The sequence below is a fragment of the Bradyrhizobium sp. I71 genome, assembly GCF_022354745.1.
GTDB classification, from domain to species: Bacteria; Pseudomonadota; Alphaproteobacteria; order Rhizobiales; family Xanthobacteraceae; genus Bradyrhizobium; species Bradyrhizobium liaoningense.
Map to the genome: position 1 here is coordinate 297,371 of NZ_CP059398.1, position 12,269 is coordinate 309,639.

The window sequence follows — 12,269 nt, forward strand, 5'->3', positions numbered from 1 at the left end:
CCACAGCTCTACTGTCGAGCAGCCTCCCGCGGCAGATCGAATTGCGCGATCCGCCGGTCGAGCCGCCACAGCTCGATGCGGTGGGCCAGCACGAGCGCGGCCGCTTCGCGTTTGGCCTGATCGTCATCGTCGCAGACCAGATTGATGCATCCGAACACGTGACCGTCCGGTTCGATCTGAAACGCGCGGTAATGCTTGATGCTCCCCACTACGATTGTTCTCGTCTTGGGGAGACAGGTGCGCTCAGCCACTCTGTCAGGTTCGAGGTCACCTCGTTCTGCTTGACGCGTCGCAGCAGCATTTCGCGTTCCCGGCCGGGCGGCAGGCTGCGCGCGCGCTCGCGGGCGCTTTCGGCGAAGGCGGCCAGCCGCTCCTGAAGCGATTGGGTCTGTTTCCTGCGGTTACGTTTGGCGGTCATGGATTTTCACGTTGGATCTGGATGGAAGAAAGCTGGCCCCGACGGGAGGTTGGGGGCGCCGGGGCCCAAGTCGCTTGTCAAGTCGCGTGTCAGTCAAGCCGCTGCCGGTTGGGGCGGCCCAGCTCCGGAAGCGCGTTTGCAGTTTCGGCCGCACCTTGCGGTTCCGGCATTTCAATAAGTTAACGCTGCGTGATTTTGCGAAAGCGAAAGGCGCATGGCCGCCTCATCCGGACTGCGCCGGAACCGAAATGCCGATTCGCATGTTCAAGAACGACTTGAAGGAGGACCATCATGGCAAAAGCAGCATGGAAGCGGCCGGGCTCGCCGATCGGCCGCAAGGGACCGCGCAAGGAAAATCCCGCGTACAAGCGCCGCGCGCGCGAGCCCTGGACGCCGGCGGACGTGAGCAAGCTGAAGCAGCTCGCCAAAGCAACACGCCGACCGGCGTGATGAGCATCAAGCTTCAGCGGCCGGTCGCGGCCATCCGCAGCAAGGCGCAACGCGAAGGGATTTCGCTGAGGCCCGTCAACCGCTCGCCCTATAGCCGGCGAACCAAAGCGGCGAAGCGGCGTTGATTTCCCGCACCGCCGGGTGACAACCGGACGCAACGGGGAACGATGGACGTGGTGCTCATTTTTCCGGTTTCTGCCCACGACACCAGCGCATCGGTACGCGCCGACATCTGACCCGTTCCCGGCGCGTGCAGCCTGACCAGCTGCACGCTGCAGCGGCGGTCGCTAGTTGGGCGGCTGCAAGCCCGGCGACCGCAGCCATTCGCTCATCTGCGATCCCGTCTCGGCCTGCCGCGCCTTGCGGAGCATCTCCTCGCGCGCCGCGCCCGGCGGGAGCGATTTGGCCTCTTCGCGCAGCCGCTCCGCTTCGGCGGCCAGCCGCGCCTCCAAACTATCCTCGTGCTTGATCCGACGCCGCATCGTCGTCATGGACGTATCCCTGTCAGTCAGCGGAGCGCGCCGTTGCGTTCACATGTTGATGATGCCAGCAAAATCGCGCTGGCGTGCATCCAACGTTCCTGACGTGGAACGGTTGCTCGGCTCGCCGAAAAACTCCGGCCCGGCGCAACGCAAGTTACTCAAAAGACGTCACTTGCTCAGAAACGCTCCGGCTCCGCCAACGCGAGCTAGTTGTCTTGATTGTCTCGGCGGGCCTTGATTTCCGTGCGAACCATGGCGCTCTCCATGATGGCCAGGCGCAAATCAGCCACGATTTGATCGTGATGCTCCATCAGCAGTCGACGCTCCTCCCGCAAAGCGCGGCTGGCATCGATCGCACGAGTTGCTCGGGGAATAAGGGCGTCGCGCATCCAACAACTTTAAGCCAATTCCGCGAGCCGCTCATTTACGTAGGTTACTCAAAATGAGCAATTGCGCAAAAGTGCACGTAGCACCGAGCTCCTCGTTCCATCGTGCGTGCGCTGGTTGCGCCAACTCATGGCTCGAAGATGGGTGCGCGGCCGCTGGTTACGGCCCCGTGTTTGCGAAGGACTCGGCGAGCTGCTGTTCCATTTGATCGCGGGCCCGCCGGAGCTGCCGCCTGACTTCGGCATTGAGAGCCCGCAGGCGCATACTCTCTTCGATGGCCCGATCGGCGCGCTCCAGAAGACGCCGGGTTTCGAGACCAAGGCGATCGCCATCCATGGCCACGCTCCTCATCTCTATGCAGGCGGGAGCGCGCGATCTCTCAGCCACCGGCGCCTACGGACAGGGCCTCGGCCGGCGATACCGGTAGGCTAGCTCAGATCAGCCCCTGTTCCTAGTGCACAGACGGGAAAAGGCGGGGTTTCATCCGCGCTCTCGACCGCCCCGATAGAGTTGCAGATAACTCGGCGAGAACAGGGCCGCGGTCTTGAGCGCGTCGATATCCTTGATCATCAGCGTACGGTCGCGCAGCACGATCAGCCCCGAGGCGCGCAGCTCCTGGAGCGTGCGGTTGAGATGGACAACCGAGAGGCCGGTGGCGTCCGCCAGGTCCATCTGCGTCACCGGCATCGCGCAGCTATTGCCCTCGACCATGCCGACGGGACGAAGACGCTCGAAAATCTCGCAGAACAGGTGCGCGACGCGCTCGAGCGCGACGCGACGGCCGAGATTGATGGCCCACTCGCGCTGAATCGCGTTGTTGACGAGGGTCTCACACAGGAACGCTTCAGCAAGCGAATGGTCGGCAGCCAACAGGCTCTCGAACTGCGCGCGCTTGATCTCGGCATAGACGGCCTGGGTCAGCGCGGCGATGGAATGGTCCATGGTGGAGAGCAGGAACGCATGAGCGTCGCAGCTCTCGCCGGGAAAGATGAAGTTGACGATCTGGCGCCGGCCGTCCTCGAGCGTCTTGTAGCGGCAGAGCCAGCCCGACAGCACGACGCGGACGCTGTCGACGGGGTCTCCCTCCGAGATCAGGTCCTCGCCAGCGCCGGCGCGCTGCACCCCCTCGAGCATCGCATATTTAAGCGATGCCTGCGCCTCGGGCGACAGCGGCCTCAAGGCATTCAGCCGGCGAATGGCCGGCTCCACCAGGCTGCGATCGGCGATCGACAAGAGCATCAGTCAGTCAGCCACGGCCGGTGTGTGGAAGGAACCCTTGCTCAGTGGGATAGTGATCGTGCATTGCAGCCCCCCGGAATTGAAGGCCATCGTGGTCCGCCCTTTCAACTCGAACGCCAGCGTACGCTCGAGAAGCTCGGTGCCGAAACCCTTTCGCGGCGGCGGCGGCACCCTCGGCCCTCCCTGCTCACGCCATTCGAACATCAGTTGCGCAGGTTCGGTGCTTTCGTCAATGCGCCAGGAGACCTCGATGCGACCCGACGGCTGGCTCAGCGCGCCGTATTTCAGCGCGTTGGTCGCGAGTTCGTGAATGGCCAGCGCGAACGTTTCGGCGGCCTTGGGCCGGAAGCGTACCTTGGGGCCGGAGACCCGCATCTGCTCACCTTCGCGTGCATCATAGGCCAGCAGCTCCTCGACCACGAGATATTCGAGGTCGACGCCGCCTTCGGGGTCGCGGGTGACCAGCGCCTGGGTCCGGGCGAATGCGTTCAGCCGGCCGTCGAGATGCGAAGCATATTCCTCGACCGTGGAGCTCGATTCCGCAGAGCGGCGGGCAATCGAGCGTACCACCCCGAGCGTGTTGCGGACCCGATGCTGAAGCTCGGAGAGGAGCAGGCGCTGCCGCGCCTCGGCGCGTGTAATCGCCGTGACGTCGATGAAGGTGATGACGACGCCTGCAATGAAATTGTCGATGCTCCGGTAAGGCAGGACGCGCGCGATGTATCTCGTACCATCGTCCGGCGCCACCACCTCGCGCTCGACGCTCGCAAGGGTGCGCAGCACGCGGCGAACGTCGTCGTAGAGCTCCTCGATCGGAATGCGCGCCTTGATGTGGGAAATGGGGCGGCCTGCATCGGTTTCCACCAGGTGCAGGATTTGCGTGATCGCCGGGGTGAAGGTCATCACCCGCAGATCGTTGTCGAGGAACACGGTCGCGATCTGCGTGCTTTCGAGGAAGTTCTTGAGGTCGCTGGTGGCGCGGGTCAACTCCTGGACGCGGTGCGCCAGCTCGCCGTTGACGGTGGTCAGCTCTTCGTTGACCGACTGCAACTCCTCGCGTGAGGTCTCGAGCTCCTCGTTGGCGGACTGAAGCTCTTCGTTGAGCGACTGGTATTCCTCGTTCGAGGATTTCAGCTCCTCATTCGTGCTTTCGAGCTCCTCGATGGTGGCTTGGAGACGCTCGCGCGTCGCGCGCAGCTCGCTCTCGAGCCGCTCGACATGCTCGGTGCGAATGACGGCGTTGGGCTTGCTCCGGTCGTCCCCGACCGATTGGGCCGGTCCCTCCTTGAACAGAACGACAAAATTCCGGTGACCGCCGGCGCCCTCCTGAATCGGCTCCACCGTGATGTTCACAAGAATACGGTGGCCGTTCACACCGAGATGCACCTGCTCGGCATGGACAGCCTCGTTGGTTTCCGCCGCGCGGGCGAGCGCCGTTCGCAGCTCCAGGCGGAGATCGCGATGCACGAGCTGGAGCAGGTCGAGCGTTGCGGCGCCTGCGGTCGGCTCGATGTATCGCCCGGTGCGCCCCGAGAAGTGCAGGATCTGGAAATTGTCGTCGGTGATGACATAGGCGGGGGCATATCGTTCCGCGATCCGTTGCGCGCGCCGCTCGAGACCGACATCGGGGCCGAGCGAGCGCATCGGCGGCACGTCGACCGGCACCTTGGTCGCAGCGGCCGTGATCGGAAATTCGGGCGGCAGCCGCGTTCCGGTCTCGAGTTTCCGGAAGATGCGTGCACGGCGGTCGATCGGCACGAACAGCTTCGGATGCCGCGTCACGTTCTCGGAATTGCCGAGAAACAAATAGCGGTCGGGCAACAACGCGAAGTGGAACAGCGGGATCAAGCGGTTCTGAAGCTCCGCGTTGAGGTAGATCAGCAGGTTGCGGCACGAGACGAGGTCAAGCCGCGAGAACGGCGCGTCCTTGATGACGTTGTGCTGGGAGAAGATGCACATCTCGCGCAGCTCCTTGACCACGCAATAGGTGTCGCCCTCGCGCACGAACCAGCGCGCCAGACGCTCGCTGGTCATGTCGGCCTCGATGGAGGTGCGGTAGCGGCCGACCCGTGCGGCGGCGAGCGCGCGGCCATCGATGTCGGTGGCGAAGATCTGCACCTGCGGCGCGCCGTCCATCCGCGCCATGTATTCGCGCAGCAGGATGGCGATCGAATAGGCCTCCTCACCCGTGGCGCAACCGAGCACCCAGACGCGAACCTGCTGTGCCGCGCCCTTGCCTTCGAAGATCTTCGGGATGATCTGGGTCTCCAGCACCTCGAACTCGCGCTTGTCGCGGAAGAACTCGGTGACTCCGATCAGGAGATCGTTGAAGAGATGCTGCACCTCATCCTTGTCGTTGCGCAGGAACTCCACATAAGCGGAGATATCGTCGATCTGGACCACTTGCATGCGCCTTTGCACGCGGCGCAGGAAAGTGTTCTGCTTGTAGCCGTGAAAATCGTTGCCGGTCTTGTTACGCAGGATGTCGGCGATCCGCGACAGCGAGGTCGCGGCCGCGGCCAGCACCTCGTCGAACCCCTGCTTCTCCTCCAGGCGTCGCAGATGGCGGGCATAGAGCTGGATGTGCTCGGGAATCTCCTCCGGCGGCAGCACGTAGTCCGCGATCGCCGCCGGCGTGTTGGCATCCTTGAGAGTGTCGGATGTCTCGCTCGCGATCTTCTCGGCGATGGCCAGACCGCCGTGATCCTTGAGCGTTGCGGTGCCCAGCGTGCCATCGCCGCCGGTACCCGACAAGACCACACCGATGGACTTCTCAGCGCGCTCCTCCGCGAGCGAGACCAGGAAGCTGTCGATCGTGGCACGCTCGCCGGGCGCCTGCTCGGCCCTGCGGATCGCGAAACGGTCGCCCTGAATCGTGGTGATCATCGCCGGCGGGCACAGGTAGACATTGCCGCCCTCGATCGGATGGCCATGGCCGGGGTCGGACAGCCTGCCGCCGTTTGAGCTTTGCACGATCTGACGCAGCCGTGCCTCGTCGAACGTCTCGTGGTGCTGAAGCGCCAGCACGATCGTCTGGTCGGCGCCCAGAGTCAGCCTGGCAAAGAAGCGCTCGATGCTGTCCAGAGCGGCCGGCGAGGCGCCAACGCCAATGACAAGCGGGGACTTGGCCTGGCGCTCTCCTTCGACCGCTTGCTCGCCGACTTCAGTCATGGACCTGTTAGCTCTCTCTCACTGGCCGGCACCGACGGGCGCCCGATCCCTGCAGATAGCAGAAATCAGCGGGACCCCGACAGATCAAAGACAAGAATGCCACAGAGCCTCCTTCGGTTTTCGCAACGTTTGAGCCCTGATGGTGGAGCCGCGCGGCATCCAGGCCGGAGAGACGGCGCGCGGCTTCAGGGCTCCGGCCACTGGCCAGCGTCGGGCTTTCCTGCCGCCAATTGCCGTTGCAGATAAGCGACGCGCTGAGCGATCAGGACGCGGTGGCGCTCCCATTCCGTCAGGGTCTGCTTGAACACGTCGACCAGCCGCTCGGCCTGGCCGGTATCGTGACCGCCGGCGTGAAGTTCGCGCACGCGATCCTCCTGCTTGCGGATGCGCTGACAGCCCTCCTCGATATCGCGGTCGGCCTTCACCAGAAGGCGCTGCTCGGCATCGAGCTGCTCGGTTTGTTCAGCAACAGAGATGGTCATGGCAGACCCCTCACTCCCGCTTACGGGCTGGAGGATCGAGCGATTGTAGCACCACCCGCCTGATCATGTCGGCATATTCTCGATATTCAGCCGCTCTCGCCTGGTACATCTCGGCGACCGCGGGCCGGCCGCTGCGCCGGCCATCGGCGGCCATGCGCTTCACCAGCTCTGCCCGCTCCTCGATGATGCGCAAGGCGACACACAAGGCCTCGTCGACGCGTCCCTCCTGCTCCTTGGCGAGCGTATCGACCGTGAAGGCATGACCGACCTGGCAACGGAAGCGCATCGGGCGCGACTCCTTGACCTCGGACAGAACGCCACCGCAGGCCGGACAGGTCAGCGCGACGGGATCGGCAACCGTGAGCAGCTTGTCGCTGCCAATCCGGTCTCCGGCGGCAATCTCGACCTCCAACCTGATCTCCGGCGGGATCGGAAGCGCGGCTCCGGCCTGCTCCTTGACGAGTTCGGACAGGACGTCACCCATATTCGCACCGCGAACACAGAGGTCGACGGTGGTCTCCTCCATCGCGCGCCGCGGCATCTCGTCGGAGATGGCGTCCGCGGGATCCTGGACCACCGCCATCCCGCCGCAGCGCTTGATCGCATTGAGGCCTGCCGCGCCGTCGGACAACAGGCCGCTCAGGACCACGCCGATCACCCGCGGACCGTGAGTAATGGCTGCGGACCGGAATAGCGCGTCGATGGCCGGCCGCACCAGGTTCTCGCGCGGACCGCGCCCGAGCAGCACCCGATCCTCCGAGAGCAGCAGATGATGGTCCGGCGCGGTCAGGTAGATCTGTCCGGGCTCGATCTTCATGCCGTTTTCGGCCTGGCGAACCGGAAGCGGGCCGGCGCTCCTGGCCACCGTCGACAGGATCCCAATCCCCTGCGCCGGAATGTGCAGAACGATGAAGACGGCTGCCGGCAGATCCGGCGGCAATCGGCTCAGGATCTGCTTCAGCGGCTGGGTCGCTCCCGCCGAGCCTCCGATCACGATGATGTCGCGGTTGCTCATGGAACCCGTTTTCAGTTGCGTCGTTTTGCATCCAAGGCGGGCCCCCGTTTTATGTTCCTACGGGGCGGAAGCGAAGGCTGTAGGCACCATGACGATATCGCGTACGTCATCCGGTCAGCCTGCGCCTCTCACCGGGCGCAGAGTTTTCGTGGTCGAGGACGAATATTTCCTTGCCGATGACATCAGCGCGACATTCCGCGCACTGGGCGCGGAGATCGCAGGTCCCGCCGGTCACATCGAGGACGCAGTCGAGATCCTGCGCGACGGCAGCACGCTGGATGCCGCGGTCCTGGACGTCAACATTCACAGCGAGATGATCTTTCCGATCGCCCGCGAGCTGAAGGCGCGCAAGGTGCCCTTCGTGTTCACCACGGGATATGAAAGGGTCACCGTCGGCCCGGAATTTCAGGACGTGCCGCTCATTGAGAAGCCGATCGATGTTGCCGCAATGGCGCGCAAGCTGGCTGCGCTGATCGCCGGCCCCGCGCGATAGATCAGGCCAAGCAATCAGAGCAGGCGCGCGAATGCGAGCCAGGTGCTCACCGCCATGCACAGGATAACCGCGGCGTAAGGTAGCGCGACGCGCAAGACGGCAAGCTCCCCCGGTTCAGCTCATCATCATCCAGATAATTGCCACCATCATCACGAGAAAACCCGTGACCGCAGTCGCGACAAAGGCCTGCTCGATGCGATCCATCGCCATCGCAGCCCCTTTTGTTTTCAGCCCGTACAATTTGACGGTTTCGAGGCCGCTGCGAATTAGGCTATGTGAATCGGCGGTCTCCCTTGCCGTCCGCAAGACGGTTGGCGCCGCTCCGCGAGATTGCGCCGGTCTCGCCCTACGACCGCGCGGTGCCCGGCTCAGCCATCTTGCGGTGCTGCTTGGCCAGCACCTCGTTCGGCGTGACGTTGGCGACCGTCGTCTGGATCTTGTTCTTCAACCCGGTGACGATGTCGGACTCACCGCGCAGCATTGCGTCGAACCCGGCCTTGGCGACGTCGTAGGCGCTGTCCTTCTTCTCGGTGCCGACCTTGGTGTCCATCATGTCGGCACGGCGGAAAAACTCGGTCTCGGTCGCACCCGGCATCAGGCAGGTGACGGTGACGCCGCTCTCGCGCAGCTCCTCGCGCAGCGCAAACGAGAATGAATCGAGGAACGCCTTGCTGGCGTTGTAGGCCGCCTGGAAACTGCCCGGCATGAAGCCCGCGATCGAGCCGGTGATCAGGATGCGACCGGCATTGCGGCGGAGCATCTTATTGCCGACACGGTGGATCAGATACAGCGTGCCGGTGATGTTGGTGTCGATGAGGCGTCTCACCCTGGCGAAGTCCTGGTCGAGGAAGGCCCTGCCGAGACCGATGCCGGCATTGGCCAGCAGTGCATCGATCGGCCGGTCGGCGACGGCGTCGCAGAGCTTGTCGACGCCCTCGGTGGTGGCGAGATCGGCCTCGACCGGCTCCACGCTGCCGCCGAGCCGGCGCAGATCGACGGCCACCCTTTCGATCTGAGGCTCGTCCGCTGCGATGACAAGGTTGAAACCTGCCTGGGCGCAGCACCTGGCGAGTTCCAGGCCGATACCGGTTGAGGCGCCTGTGACGACGGCGAGTTGATTGGCGGGCATGCGCACATCCTTGAAATCGAGGTCTTGGAATTGAGGTCTTGGAATTGAGGTGATGACGCTCAATCGCCGCCCTGCCCCGTCGTTCCTATTTGCGCAGTGCGAAGAATTTGCGCGCAGCGATAGCAACCATCGTTCATTCCTGGACTTAGATGGCACGTGGTTCAAACCGGGAGGACGGAAGATGAAGGCGCTGGTCTGGCACGGCAAGGAGGACATAAGGTGCGACACCGTCACCGATCCGGAGATCCAGGATCCGCGCGACGCCATCATCAAGGTCACGAGCTGCGCCATCTGCGGCTCCGACCTTCATCTCTTCCACAATTTCATTCCGGGCATGCTGCCCGGCGACATCATGGGCCACGAGACCATGGGCGAAGTGGTCGAGGTCGGCTCGGACGTCGACGGCAAGCTGAAGAAGGGCGACCGCATCGTCGTGCCGTTCACGATCATTTGCGGCGAATGCGACCAGTGCAAGCGCGGCAATTTCTCGGTGTGCGAGACCACCAACCGCAAGCGTCATCTGGCCGACAAGGTCTTTGGACACGCGACGGCGGGCCTGTTCGGCTATACGCATCTGACCGGCGGCTATCCCGGCGGCCAGGCTGAATATCTCCGCGTGCCTTTTGCCGATGCCACCCACATCAAGGTGCCCGCCGGCATCCCCGACGAGCAATTGCTGTTCCTCAGCGACATCTTCCCGACCGGCTGGCAGGCTGCCGTGCAATGCGACATCGAGCCGACCGACACGGTCGCGATCTGGGGCTGTGGTCCGGTCGGGCAGATGGCGATCCGCAGCGCCATCCTGCTCGGCGCCAACCAAGTGATCGCGATCGACTGCCTGCCGGAGCGGCTCAGCATGGCCGAGGCCGGCGGCGCCACCACGATCAATTTCGAGACCGAGAGCGTTCTGGAGCGGCTCAAGGAGCTGACCGACGGCAAGGGCCCGGAGAAGTGCATCGACTGCGTGGGAATGGAGTCGCATGTCATGGCGTCCCTGCCCGACGCGCTGCTCGACCGCGCCAAGCAGATGGTGATGGCGGAGAGCGACAGGCCCCACGTGCTTCGCGAGATGATCTATGTCTGCCGGCCGGGCGGCATCATCTCCGTGCCGGGCGTGTACAGCGGTCTGTCCGACATGCTTCCGATGGGCGCCTTCATGAACAAGGGGCTGACGATGCGGACCGGCCAGACCCACGTCAACCGCTGGACCGACGACCTGCTTCGCCGCATCGAAGAAGGTGAGATCGATCCCTCCTTCGTGATCACCCACACCGTCCCGCTCAGCCAAGGCCCCGAGATGTACCAGGTGTTCCGTGACAAGCGGGATTCCTGCGTCAAGGTCGTGCTGAAGCCCTGAGGAGCAGACTCATGTTTCATTTCTCCAACATCGTACGCACCAAGGGCGACCCGAAGATCATCGAGGGCGGACCGAGCCTGAAGCAGCCCGCGGACCAGCTCGCGCGCGCTCTCGGCTGGTTCAGCATCGGTCTTGGCGCCGTCGAATTCCTTGCGCCAAGGCGCGTCACGCGCACGCTGGGCATGGAAGGCCATGAGACGCTGGTCCGCGCCTTCGGGGTGCGCGAGATCGTGGCTGGGATCATGTCGCTCTCGGTGGACAAGAACGCCGGCCTGTGGGCCCGCGTCGGCGGCGACGGCCTCGATGCCGCGGCGCTGCTTTCAGGGCTGACGCCGGACAACCCCAAGAAGGGCAATATCGCGCTCGCACTGCTGATGGTCGGCGGCATCGCCATGCTCGACTACCGCGCCGCGCAGGACACCAAGCCGCGACGCCCGCCGCGCGACGCACGGCGCAAGCTCTATCCGAACCGCAGCGGTTTTCCCAAGGGCATAGAGAACGCCAGAACTGCGGCAAGGCAGATTGCAGCGCACGCTGGGCACAACGAGGTGAAGCAAGGCGATGAGCACCGGGTCCCGTGACGAAGCGGCGTGGTGGGACTCCGCCGTTATCTACGAGCTGGTTACGACCGATGCGGTCGCAGGACGATGTCCTTGCCTACAAGGCGGACGGAGGGAAGCAACGCAATACCCATCTCAAAGGACACCGGGTGCGCATTGCGCGCCTTCGCGATTGCGGATCGTATCCCGCTTAGCTTCCTACTCCCGCCAGAATTCGGCCAGCTCTTCCGCTGTCAGCAGGTCGACCTGGCCGTGAAAGCGGCTGCGATACATCGTCATGAGCGCATCGTGCCCGACATCAGACGAGCTGCACAGCGCGTCCTCGACAATGACGACCCTGAAGCCGAGATCGACGGCGCTCAGGACCGTCGAAAGCACGCAGACGTCCGTCTCTGCGCCTGATATCACGACGGTACCGATCTTCTTTTCGACCAACACGCTCGCGAGACCGGGATTGCTGAAGGCCGAATAGGCCGGCTTGTCGATGACGGCCGCCGGCGGAACGAAGCGGTTCAAGGCCGGCACGAGCTCAAGGGCGGACGGCGGCAGATGCCTGCGCGTCGCCTGGTGCCAGCGGCGAAAATAGCTCTGCCACTGCCCCGGACGATCCTCCGGATCCGGCGGAGTGATGAAACGCGTGAAGATCGTTCTCGCCGGATTGCGTGAGACGACCGAAACGATCGTCGGCAGGACACGCTCCATCCAGGGCGTCGCCCAAAGGCCGCTGGGAGCGAAGATGTTCTGCATGTCGATGCACAAGTGAACGGCATCTCTGATGTCGGCGACATCCGACGTGCTGTCCCTCATCGTCGTCCACCCCTGACCATGTTGCCCTCATCCAGAATTCACGATGCCGAAATCGGCGCCTCTCCGCCGTCGATGATTTCGGGTGGAACGTCCTTGAACAGCAGGCCCCGCACCAAAACCCGAGATGCCATCGCAAGTTCCTAAGTGCCCGGAACCTTGCGCCGGCTCGCGCGTCATGTCGGGACGCAGGACGAGCATCCAAGCACGGCTCTCAACTTGGCGATCGCGCATCGCCGCCCACGGCCATGGTCAAGATGCCAAGACTAACCTCGAGCGGTG

At 64.0% G+C, this 12,269-nt stretch carries 16 protein-coding genes; 4 read left to right on the forward strand and 12 right to left on the reverse strand.

Going from position 1 to position 12,269, the window contains the following annotated elements:
- Window positions 1-8: 8 nt before the first annotated feature.
- Both FJV43_RS01445 and FJV43_RS01450 read right to left on the reverse strand, forming a co-directional pair.
- Entirely contained in the window at window positions 9-209 is a 201-nt protein-coding gene (locus FJV43_RS01445) for a hypothetical protein (RefSeq protein ID WP_239624083.1), read from the reverse strand.
- On the reverse strand, window positions 209-418 hold the full coding sequence (locus FJV43_RS01450; protein ID WP_239624085.1) for a hypothetical protein: 210 nt from the start codon (window positions 416-418) through the stop codon (window positions 209-211). Before FJV43_RS01450 ends, FJV43_RS01445 begins: the two co-directional genes overlap by 1 nt.
- An 86-nt stretch (window positions 419-504) precedes the next feature.
- Here FJV43_RS01450 and FJV43_RS01455 point away from each other — a divergent pair, with 86 nt between their 5' ends.
- Window positions 505-993, forward strand: a complete 489-nt coding sequence (locus FJV43_RS01455) for a hypothetical protein (protein ID WP_239624086.1) — start codon at window positions 505-507, stop codon at window positions 991-993.
- 162 nt (window positions 994-1,155) lie between these two features.
- Here FJV43_RS01455 and FJV43_RS01460 read toward each other — a convergent pair whose 3' ends face one another.
- The 7 genes from FJV43_RS01460 to FJV43_RS01490 form a co-directional block, all read right to left on the reverse strand.
- Entirely contained in the window at window positions 1,156-1,359 is a 204-nt protein-coding gene (locus tag FJV43_RS01460) for a hypothetical protein (protein ID WP_239624088.1), read from the reverse strand.
- 197 nt (window positions 1,360-1,556) lie between these two features.
- Complete coding sequence (locus FJV43_RS01465; protein WP_239624090.1) at window positions 1,557-1,739, reverse strand: hypothetical protein; 183 nt, start codon at window positions 1,737-1,739, stop codon at window positions 1,557-1,559.
- Window positions 1,740-1,896: 157 nt separating this feature from the next.
- The gene (locus tag FJV43_RS01470) at window positions 1,897-2,073 is read right to left on the reverse strand and encodes a hypothetical protein (protein ID WP_239624092.1); all 177 of its coding nucleotides are present in this window, start codon (window positions 2,071-2,073) and stop codon (window positions 1,897-1,899) included.
- 144 nt (window positions 2,074-2,217) lie between these two features.
- Window positions 2,218-2,976 carry a Crp/Fnr family transcriptional regulator gene (locus tag FJV43_RS01475; RefSeq protein ID WP_239624093.1) on the reverse strand — a complete coding sequence of 253 codons (759 nt, stop codon included), beginning with the start codon at window positions 2,974-2,976 and terminating at the stop codon, window positions 2,218-2,220.
- Between the two features lie 3 nt (window positions 2,977-2,979).
- On the reverse strand, window positions 2,980-6,147 hold the full coding sequence (locus FJV43_RS01480) for a CheR family methyltransferase (RefSeq protein WP_239624095.1): 3,168 nt from the start codon (window positions 6,145-6,147) through the stop codon (window positions 2,980-2,982).
- Between the two features lie 185 nt (window positions 6,148-6,332).
- Window positions 6,333-6,629 (reverse strand): hypothetical protein, encoded by a 297-nt coding sequence (locus FJV43_RS01485; protein ID WP_239624096.1) that lies wholly within the window; start codon window positions 6,627-6,629, stop codon window positions 6,333-6,335.
- 10 nt (window positions 6,630-6,639) lie between these two features.
- Window positions 6,640-7,644, reverse strand: a complete 1,005-nt coding sequence (locus tag FJV43_RS01490; protein ID WP_239624098.1) for a chemotaxis protein CheB — start codon at window positions 7,642-7,644, stop codon at window positions 6,640-6,642.
- Window positions 7,645-7,732: 88 nt separating this feature from the next.
- On the opposite strand from FJV43_RS01490, the gene FJV43_RS01495 reads away from it, so the two are divergent.
- Entirely contained in the window at window positions 7,733-8,137 is a 405-nt protein-coding gene (locus FJV43_RS01495; RefSeq protein ID WP_239624099.1) for a response regulator, read from the forward strand.
- 114 nt (window positions 8,138-8,251) lie between these two features.
- Here FJV43_RS01495 and FJV43_RS37130 read toward each other — a convergent pair whose 3' ends face one another.
- Together FJV43_RS37130 and FJV43_RS01500 are read right to left on the reverse strand one after the other, a co-directional pair.
- On the reverse strand, window positions 8,252-8,377 hold the full coding sequence (locus FJV43_RS37130; RefSeq protein WP_256456778.1) for a hypothetical protein: 126 nt from the start codon (window positions 8,375-8,377) through the stop codon (window positions 8,252-8,254).
- A 106-nt stretch (window positions 8,378-8,483) separates the two neighbouring features.
- A complete protein-coding gene (locus FJV43_RS01500) occupies window positions 8,484-9,266 on the reverse strand; it encodes an SDR family NAD(P)-dependent oxidoreductase (protein ID WP_239624101.1) in 783 nt (260 codons plus the stop codon).
- Between the two features lie 181 nt (window positions 9,267-9,447).
- On the opposite strand from FJV43_RS01500, the gene FJV43_RS01505 reads away from it, so the two are divergent.
- Both FJV43_RS01505 and FJV43_RS01510 read left to right on the forward strand, forming a co-directional pair.
- Window positions 9,448-10,623, forward strand: a complete 1,176-nt coding sequence (locus tag FJV43_RS01505) for a zinc-dependent alcohol dehydrogenase (RefSeq protein WP_239624102.1) — start codon at window positions 9,448-9,450, stop codon at window positions 10,621-10,623.
- 11 nt (window positions 10,624-10,634) lie between these two features.
- The gene (locus FJV43_RS01510; RefSeq protein ID WP_239624105.1) at window positions 10,635-11,204 is read left to right on the forward strand and encodes a hypothetical protein; all 570 of its coding nucleotides are present in this window, start codon (window positions 10,635-10,637) and stop codon (window positions 11,202-11,204) included.
- 177 nt (window positions 11,205-11,381) lie between these two features.
- Here FJV43_RS01510 and FJV43_RS01515 read toward each other — a convergent pair whose 3' ends face one another.
- Window positions 11,382-11,990 (reverse strand): isochorismatase family cysteine hydrolase, encoded by a 609-nt coding sequence (locus FJV43_RS01515; protein WP_239624106.1) that lies wholly within the window; start codon window positions 11,988-11,990, stop codon window positions 11,382-11,384.
- Window positions 11,991-12,269 lie beyond the last annotated feature (279 nt).

Excerpts from the sequence above, each read along its gene's own strand:
- FJV43_RS01465 (WP_239624090.1), bottom strand. The coding sequence starts at position 1,739 with ATGCGCGACGCCCTTATTCCCCGAGCAACTCGTGCGATCGATGCCAGC.
- FJV43_RS01480 (WP_239624095.1), bottom strand. The coding sequence starts at position 6,147 with ATGACTGAAGTCGGCGAGCAAGCGGTCGAAGGAGAGCGCCAGGCCAAG.
- FJV43_RS01485 (WP_239624096.1), bottom strand. The coding sequence starts at position 6,629 with ATGACCATCTCTGTTGCTGAACAAACCGAGCAGCTCGATGCCGAGCAG.
- FJV43_RS01470 (WP_239624092.1), bottom strand. The coding sequence starts at position 2,073 with ATGGATGGCGATCGCCTTGGTCTCGAAACCCGGCGTCTTCTGGAGCGC.
- FJV43_RS01495 (WP_239624099.1), top strand. The coding sequence starts at position 7,733 with ATGACGATATCGCGTACGTCATCCGGTCAGCCTGCGCCTCTCACCGGG.
- FJV43_RS01510 (WP_239624105.1), top strand. The coding sequence starts at position 10,635 with ATGTTTCATTTCTCCAACATCGTACGCACCAAGGGCGACCCGAAGATC.
- FJV43_RS01515 (WP_239624106.1), bottom strand. The coding sequence starts at position 11,990 with ATGAGGGACAGCACGTCGGATGTCGCCGACATCAGAGATGCCGTTCAC.
- FJV43_RS01460 (WP_239624088.1), bottom strand. The coding sequence starts at position 1,359 with ATGACGACGATGCGGCGTCGGATCAAGCACGAGGATAGTTTGGAGGCG.
- FJV43_RS01500 (WP_239624101.1), bottom strand. The coding sequence starts at position 9,266 with ATGCCCGCCAATCAACTCGCCGTCGTCACAGGCGCCTCAACCGGTATC.
- FJV43_RS01490 (WP_239624098.1), bottom strand. The coding sequence starts at position 7,644 with ATGAGCAACCGCGACATCATCGTGATCGGAGGCTCGGCGGGAGCGACC.
- FJV43_RS01475 (WP_239624093.1), bottom strand. The coding sequence starts at position 2,976 with ATGCTCTTGTCGATCGCCGATCGCAGCCTGGTGGAGCCGGCCATTCGC.
- FJV43_RS01505 (WP_239624102.1), top strand. The coding sequence starts at position 9,448 with ATGAAGGCGCTGGTCTGGCACGGCAAGGAGGACATAAGGTGCGACACC.
- FJV43_RS01450 (WP_239624085.1), bottom strand. The coding sequence starts at position 418 with ATGACCGCCAAACGTAACCGCAGGAAACAGACCCAATCGCTTCAGGAG.